General features: G+C 40.0%; 6 protein-coding genes. 2 read left to right on the top strand and 4 right to left on the bottom strand.

The window, feature by feature from the left end; genetic code table 11:
- Positions 1-98: 98 nt before the first annotated feature.
- Complete coding sequence (locus PSI06_RS20490; RefSeq protein ID WP_273604759.1) at positions 99-353, bottom strand: hypothetical protein; 255 nt, start codon at positions 351-353, stop codon at positions 99-101.
- A gap of 507 nt (positions 354-860) precedes the next feature.
- Here PSI06_RS20490 and PSI06_RS20485 point away from each other — a divergent pair.
- A complete protein-coding gene (locus tag PSI06_RS20485) occupies positions 861-1,106 on the top strand; it encodes a DUF4235 domain-containing protein (protein WP_004587585.1) in 246 nt (81 codons plus the stop codon).
- Between the two features lie 89 nt (positions 1,107-1,195).
- On the opposite strand, the gene PSI06_RS20480 is transcribed toward PSI06_RS20485, so the two are convergent.
- Together PSI06_RS20480 and PSI06_RS20475 are read right to left on the bottom strand one after the other, a co-directional pair.
- Positions 1,196-1,690, bottom strand: a complete 495-nt coding sequence (locus tag PSI06_RS20480) for a hypothetical protein (protein WP_004587586.1) — start codon at positions 1,688-1,690, stop codon at positions 1,196-1,198.
- A gap of 212 nt (positions 1,691-1,902) precedes the next feature.
- Complete coding sequence (locus tag PSI06_RS20475) at positions 1,903-3,135, bottom strand: Vgb family protein (protein WP_273604760.1); 1,233 nt, start codon at positions 3,133-3,135, stop codon at positions 1,903-1,905.
- Between the two features lie 412 nt (positions 3,136-3,547).
- Here PSI06_RS20475 and PSI06_RS20470 point away from each other — a divergent pair, with 412 nt between their 5' ends.
- Positions 3,548-3,856 carry a hypothetical protein gene (locus PSI06_RS20470; RefSeq protein WP_004587588.1) on the top strand — a complete coding sequence of 103 codons (309 nt, stop codon included), beginning with the start codon at positions 3,548-3,550 and terminating at the stop codon, positions 3,854-3,856.
- A gap of 678 nt (positions 3,857-4,534) precedes the next feature.
- Here the strand turns inward: PSI06_RS20470 and PSI06_RS20465 are convergent.
- Complete coding sequence (locus PSI06_RS20465; protein WP_273604761.1) at positions 4,535-5,509, bottom strand: transposase; 975 nt, start codon at positions 5,507-5,509, stop codon at positions 4,535-4,537.
- Positions 5,510-6,048 lie beyond the last annotated feature (539 nt).

Genomic DNA, 6,048 nt, shown 5'->3' with positions numbered 1-6,048 from the left:
TATGCTATGTTTATTCATGTTAGCCTCTGCTGTTTAGTTAATTGACAAACTAATTATGGCTCTGGCTTTGAATTAAGCTAACCCACGAAAAGCGGAGGCTAACACCGTGTGGGAGTCATTATGTCTAAGCCTTTAAGCGCAGGGGTAAATACCACCCCATGCTCATTTTCTGTCAGTGTAACGGTGCCAAGTAACTCACCTTGCCCCGACTTACTTACTGCATGCATATCAACATCTACATTCGCCAATGCGCTATTTTGTAGCATTGCAGCGGTAAATAATATGGCGCAAGCTGGTTTAAAAATACGTGTTACGCTTTTTTTAGCGGTTGAATCAAACTGTAAACAATTCATCGTGCTCTCCTTATGTAGTATCTGTTTTGTAAATAACGCGACTGCTCAGTTATTAGGTACAATCTCTATACCAAGCTCACTGTAGGCAAAAAATTTCACCTCCACTAAACGTAACGCATTGATTAAAAATAAAATAAACAAGGCTAGATAATTAACCACTACACACACTTAAAATTTACTGCGTGTTTTTGCTTAAACGCTGCACAAAAACTAGGGCAAATTTACACAAGAAATGACAACTTTACAGGCTTAACACGCTCACCCGCCTAATACTAAGTACCGCTCAAAACGGGTAAAAAAGCAGCTCAAACGCTTAATAGCGCATTTACTAATACCGCGCTAAGCCAATAGCACAGCGCGTTTAATCAAAATACGCGCCTATGCACACGCTAAAATAAACCATGCTCACCACGCCTGCTGCGCTATCGGTATACTAATTGCTGAACATACTAGTGTTATTAAACGGGTTATAGATGACCCTATCGCTATTAAACAATCGAGGGAATTATGAGTAACAAGCAACTAATTAAAACACTAGGTATAGGCCTAGCCGCCGCATCAGCTGGCATGCTAACCAGAAAAAGTTTACAAAAGTCGTGGGAAAAGGTAACCAACGAGCCCGCCCCAAAAGACAAGCCAAGCGAGCATACAGATCTTAAAGAAGCCGTTACATGGGCGGTGGTATCTGGCATTGGTGCAGGCGTGGCAAGAATGGCCGTACATTATGTGCTCGACAAACGTAAATCTAAGTAAGCCAATAGCCACTAAAGTGCAACGTAAAAAAAGCATAATAAAGGTGAAACTAAGTTTCACCTTTTTTTATTACTTTAAACTAATTAGCTTTACGCGGTAGACACACTACTCGCGCCTGCATTTTTAAGTATTTCTTCAATCGCGCTTTTGTTATCGCTGTCGTACTTAACACCAATTAATATAGAGCCTTTTTCAATGGCGTCTTCGTAAAATTTAACTTCGTGCTCAGGAATAAACGCCCCAATAGCAGCGCCTAAACTTCCGCCAACGGCAGCACCAGCGCCGCCCGCTGCAAATGCAGCCACTAATGGGCCAGCTACTAATAAACCTGTACCACCGGTTGCCACGGTACCTACGGCAGTAAAACCGCCAACAATTGCAGCTATAATACCACCAGACGCTGCACCAACAATGCCGCCTTCAGCCGCTTTGGTTCCCTCATCTAAGGCAAAGTCTTCCTTTGCGTATGAGTCATTGGCAACAATGCTTATATCAGCTTCATTAATACCTAATGCTTCTAATCTATAAATAGCCAGTGTTGCTTGTGATGCGCTTTCAAATAACCCAGTAATAACCGTGCTCATAATAACTCCTTTATTTATTTAAAAAATACAGCTATTACTAAGCAAAACCCAAACCACTTAACTTATTACTATTAATCAATAAGTTAAACAACAACCCCAAACTACTGCTTTCATTTACACAGTAAATATTGCTAACCGTTGTAAAAAACTCCTACCACATAAATAAATGCACTAACGCTTAGCGCTTTTATATAACGCGTTAATAAACTCAATTACTTAGACCACGTAATTTCGGCTAATTGATTAGTAGCCGTTTGATGAATAATTAAGCCGTTATTGCCCATACGCATGTGCCTAATTAAGCCAGAGTAAACCCCTTCTTTACTGGGAATTTGCCAGCTTTGCATGGTTTGAGTTTTTAAATCAAACCTAACCAGCGTTTCGGGGCGCTTAGCCGACTCATTAAACCAAATAGCATTATCGGCATATTCAATGGCATACGGGTGGCTGTTTTTACCGCTTGGGTTATCCCACTGCGTTATTTTACCGTTTTTAGGGTTATAGCGGCCAAGTTTGCCCATGCCAGAGTTTACATAAAACACCATATCATCAGGCGTAATGGCAAGGCGCCTAGTATGTGTTTTAGCACCTGGGAGTTTTATTTCGCTAAGCTCCATGGTGTTTTTATCAACTTTAAGCAAACAGTTACTGCCATTACACGACACCCACGGCGTCCCGTTTGAATCAAGCTTTATACCATAAGGCCGCGAGCCTTTAGTGGGTAAAGTAGCCAGTTTAATATCGCCGCTTTTAGGGTTTAGCCTGCCAATCATGTTGCTGTGCTGTAGGGTAAACCAAAATATACCCGCATCATCAAATACGCCAGTATGCGGGTCTCGGGCGTTTTTATCAGGCATTTTATACACTTTAAATTTTTCGGTTTTTAAATCTAAATACCCAACCGTGCCATTTTTATTGCCTAAAAACCAAGGGGTTTGGTTTTTATCAAGCGATACACTGTGCGCATACGTACCACTTGGCAAAGTGTACTCTTTCATTTCACCGGTTTTAGGGTTTAACCTACCTAAAATATTGCCCCACTGGCCAACCCACCAAATAAGCCCGTTTTCACCTTGCACAGGGTCGCGAGCGCGTTGCCCAAGCGTAGGCACTTGCCAGTATTTAAAGCTAAGTTTTAAATCGCCTTTAGCCACCGTTGACTCACGCTTATTATTAACAGGGTAATGCTTAGCTAAATACGCGCTAATATCTTTACTAAGCGCAGTACCCTCGCCGGTATCAACCATATAGCTTATGAGTGTTTGCCAATCCGCTTGGCTATAACCCGCACTGCGCTCAAGGTTGTTTAAACTATGGCAACTAGCACAAAGCTGCTCAACTAATACCCCAGGCTCGTTACTCAATACAGGTGACGGCGCAGCTAAAGCCCCTAGCGCAGCCATTACCGCAACGTGTTTATTAAATAAAAATCGATTTTTACGCATAACGCCCTCCCTTGTTTTTAATATTAAAGCATAGGGCGAAAGTGTTTACTATGTGAGCACTTTTAGCTTTTAGCTTTTAGCTTTTAGCAAAATGGTATTGTTTTTATTTTCGGTGTAAAAATCATTATTGTTGGAGGCGTAATAGTAGTTTAAATACGTTTTCCTGCTTAAAAACTAAAACAAACTCCCTCTACATGTAAAACCAAATAGTTCGCGCTTGCGCCCAACGCGCTAGCAAGCTAAGCGCCTACAATAAATAACATTGTATTTATCTTTAGCTGTGGCTATTACATTGGCTATGCGTTGGGTTTCGCTTCGCTCAAACCAACCTACTGTTGTTGCATAGCTACAAGCTTGCGTATAATGCCCGCACTCTGGCTGTATGTATTAGCCGCTAATTTGGATTTTAATAATGAAAAAACTCTCTGCAGTGCAAGTAAAACAACAAGCACTTGTGCTTAACGTGGCCGATAAACTAGAAGCACAAGGGCGCGAAGAAATCCCTGGTATGTTGCAGTGTTGGTTTGATGTGGAATATCACTTATTTCCAAGTTCACTACTGCTTTGTTTTCAGTTCGAAAACGAACAAGCTTTAGCAGCTGCAGAGCCTGATTTATTAAAATGGCAAAAGCGCTTAAGCGCCGCAATGCTTAAAAAAGGCGTGATTTTAAAAGATATGCGTAAACATTTAGTGTTTACCTTAAAAGGCCCTGATGATTAAAGCAGGGCTTTTAAAGAAAGATTAGAGCAAAGCTTTACAGCGCTATAGTTTATAAAATAAGTTTAAACGCATACACAAGTGCAATATTATTGCCCTTCCTTATAGCTAGCTGAGCAATGGAAATGGGGTTACATGGAAATAGGGTCTGGAAATGTGGAAATGGGGTCACCCATTAGAAAGTTCCGGTCAAGCAGGCAGCTGCGTTTTCTTGATCTTTTTATTCAAAAAACCAAGTGTTTTTATTATTTAACTCAATTTAAATATGACTACGCACCTAGTAATGACGTCGATTGGTGTGAATATGCACCAGTCACCCATATGAATTTAGGCAGTTTAATTAAGCATTATTGATGATTAATTAAGGCCCTTGGCTTTCGCCTCAGCCATCGTTTAGTACCAATGTCAGTCCAGTTTCTGGCTGTGTTTACACACTGCGCTGTAACAAGTCTGTGGTTTATGCTTACACATAACCAACCCTTTGTGGCTCAAATATTGGGCATATCCAGTATTTAAAATATGAGCGGTTAACGTGAATGTGGAAATGGGGTCTGGAAATGGGGTCAAATCTTGACTTCAGACATCAAACAATCTCGAAGTTTTTCCAATTGTAATTTAACCTTTTCATCTTCAACCATTAATTTATTCAACCTACCTACAGATTTCGGTCTTTAGATGGGGTCAAATCTTGACTTCAGATATCAAACAATCTCGAAGTTTTTCCAATTGTAATTTAACCTTTTCATCTTCAACCATTAATTTATTCAACCTACCTACAGATTTCGATATCGCCGAATAATGCTCAACATTAAAAACAGCTGCTAATGCCTGCAAATTTAACCCCGTTAAATCTTGGCATAATTTAATAGCAAACCAGCGTGGTAAATTTTTCTCTTTTCGCCCCTTTTTAACCGTTATAATCTCATTAACCTCAACATTAAAGTATTGAGCTAAGTAAGCTATAACTTCATCTGCTGAGTGATTTTTACTAACAAGCTTTCTTTCGCTATCAGGCTTGGCAATGTAGTCTTTTATACTTTCAATAAAGTCCTCACAACCTAAAACCGACAATAACTTTTTAGCACTATAAAAAGCGCTTATTTCTTTATTATTTTCATATTCAACAAACTGTTTGTACGCAGCATATTTACGCTTTTTTCCTTGAAGCGAAAATATAAAGTCTCGAACTAACCATTTCGGTGTCGCCGCTTTTTTGATGAAGGCTGAGTAGCTAGACCATTTATAGTCAATGAGTTCATCGACTAGCGGTGTACTTGCTTCTATAGGGTTACGATGTATATAACGGCTAACATGGAATAAGTAATTATCAGCATCCACAAGCACCGCTTTGTAGCGCCCTCTAAACAGCGCACCATCTGTGTTATGTGCTCTATTAAAGTATTGAGTATAAAGGCCATTAATATGCTTCATGGCTCGGCCTAAATTTGCATCCGGGGTTTTGATTAGCAGGTGGTAATGATTGGTCATTAAACAATAAGAATGCACTTCAATATTAAAGCGAAGGCTTGCTTGCTCAATACAATATAAAAAATACTTAAAGTCGTCATCGCTCAAAAAGGTATTTTCACGCCCTCTTCCCCGATTCATTACATGATAAAACGCATTCTCATACTCTATTCGCAGCGGTCTAGACATAGTAATTCACTCAATGAGTAGTAATCTATAAATCTAGACTCTTGATGTCTAAAGTCAAGACTTGACCCCTTTGGCTTTTTAGCAGCCGCAGAGCCTGATTTATTAAAATGGGAAAAGCGCTTAAGCGCCGCAATGCTTAAAAAAGGCGTGATTTTAAAAGATATGCGTAAACATTTAGTGTTTACTTTAAAAGGGCCTGATGATTAAAGAAGGGCTAGAGCAAAGCGTAGTCGCGCTATGGGTTATAAAAATAAGTTTAAGCGTATACACAAGGGCAATATTATTGCCCTTTCTTATAGCCAGCTGAGCAATGGAAATGGAGCCCATGGAAGTGGGGTCACATGGAAATGTGGAAATGGGGTCTGTGGAAATGGGGAAATGGGGTCAAATCTTGACTTCAGACATCTGGGAGATCACGGCTAGCGCATTTTAATCCCAGATTCTAACAGGGTTGAGCGATAATCATCGTCTAGCCCTGCCATTTTCTTTTTTCTCGCCATACTGGCTGTTTTAGTTGTATCTTGTTTAAATAACGCCAT

It is taken from the genome of Pseudoalteromonas sp. GABNS16E (assembly GCF_028598715.1).
Classification (GTDB): Bacteria; Pseudomonadota; Gammaproteobacteria; order Enterobacterales; family Alteromonadaceae; genus Pseudoalteromonas; species Pseudoalteromonas atlantica.
The sequence above is the reverse complement of the archived record's forward strand: the minus strand, read 5'-3'. Positions and strand labels throughout refer to the sequence as shown.

What these genes read in the sequence shown, in the direction of transcription:
- PSI06_RS20490 (WP_273604759.1), bottom strand. Translation starts at nt 353, where the DNA reads ATGAATTGTTTACAGTTTGATTCAACCGCTAAAAAAAGCGTAACACGT.
- PSI06_RS20485 (WP_004587585.1), top strand. Translation starts at nt 861, where the DNA reads ATGAGTAACAAGCAACTAATTAAAACACTAGGTATAGGCCTAGCCGCC.
- PSI06_RS20480 (WP_004587586.1), bottom strand. Translation starts at nt 1,690, where the DNA reads ATGAGCACGGTTATTACTGGGTTATTTGAAAGCGCATCACAAGCAACA.
- PSI06_RS20475 (WP_273604760.1), bottom strand. Translation starts at nt 3,135, where the DNA reads ATGCGTAAAAATCGATTTTTATTTAATAAACACGTTGCGGTAATGGCT.
- PSI06_RS20470 (WP_004587588.1), top strand. Translation starts at nt 3,548, where the DNA reads ATGAAAAAACTCTCTGCAGTGCAAGTAAAACAACAAGCACTTGTGCTT.
- PSI06_RS20465 (WP_273604761.1), bottom strand. Translation starts at nt 5,509, where the DNA reads ATGTCTAGACCGCTGCGAATAGAGTATGAGAATGCGTTTTATCATGTA.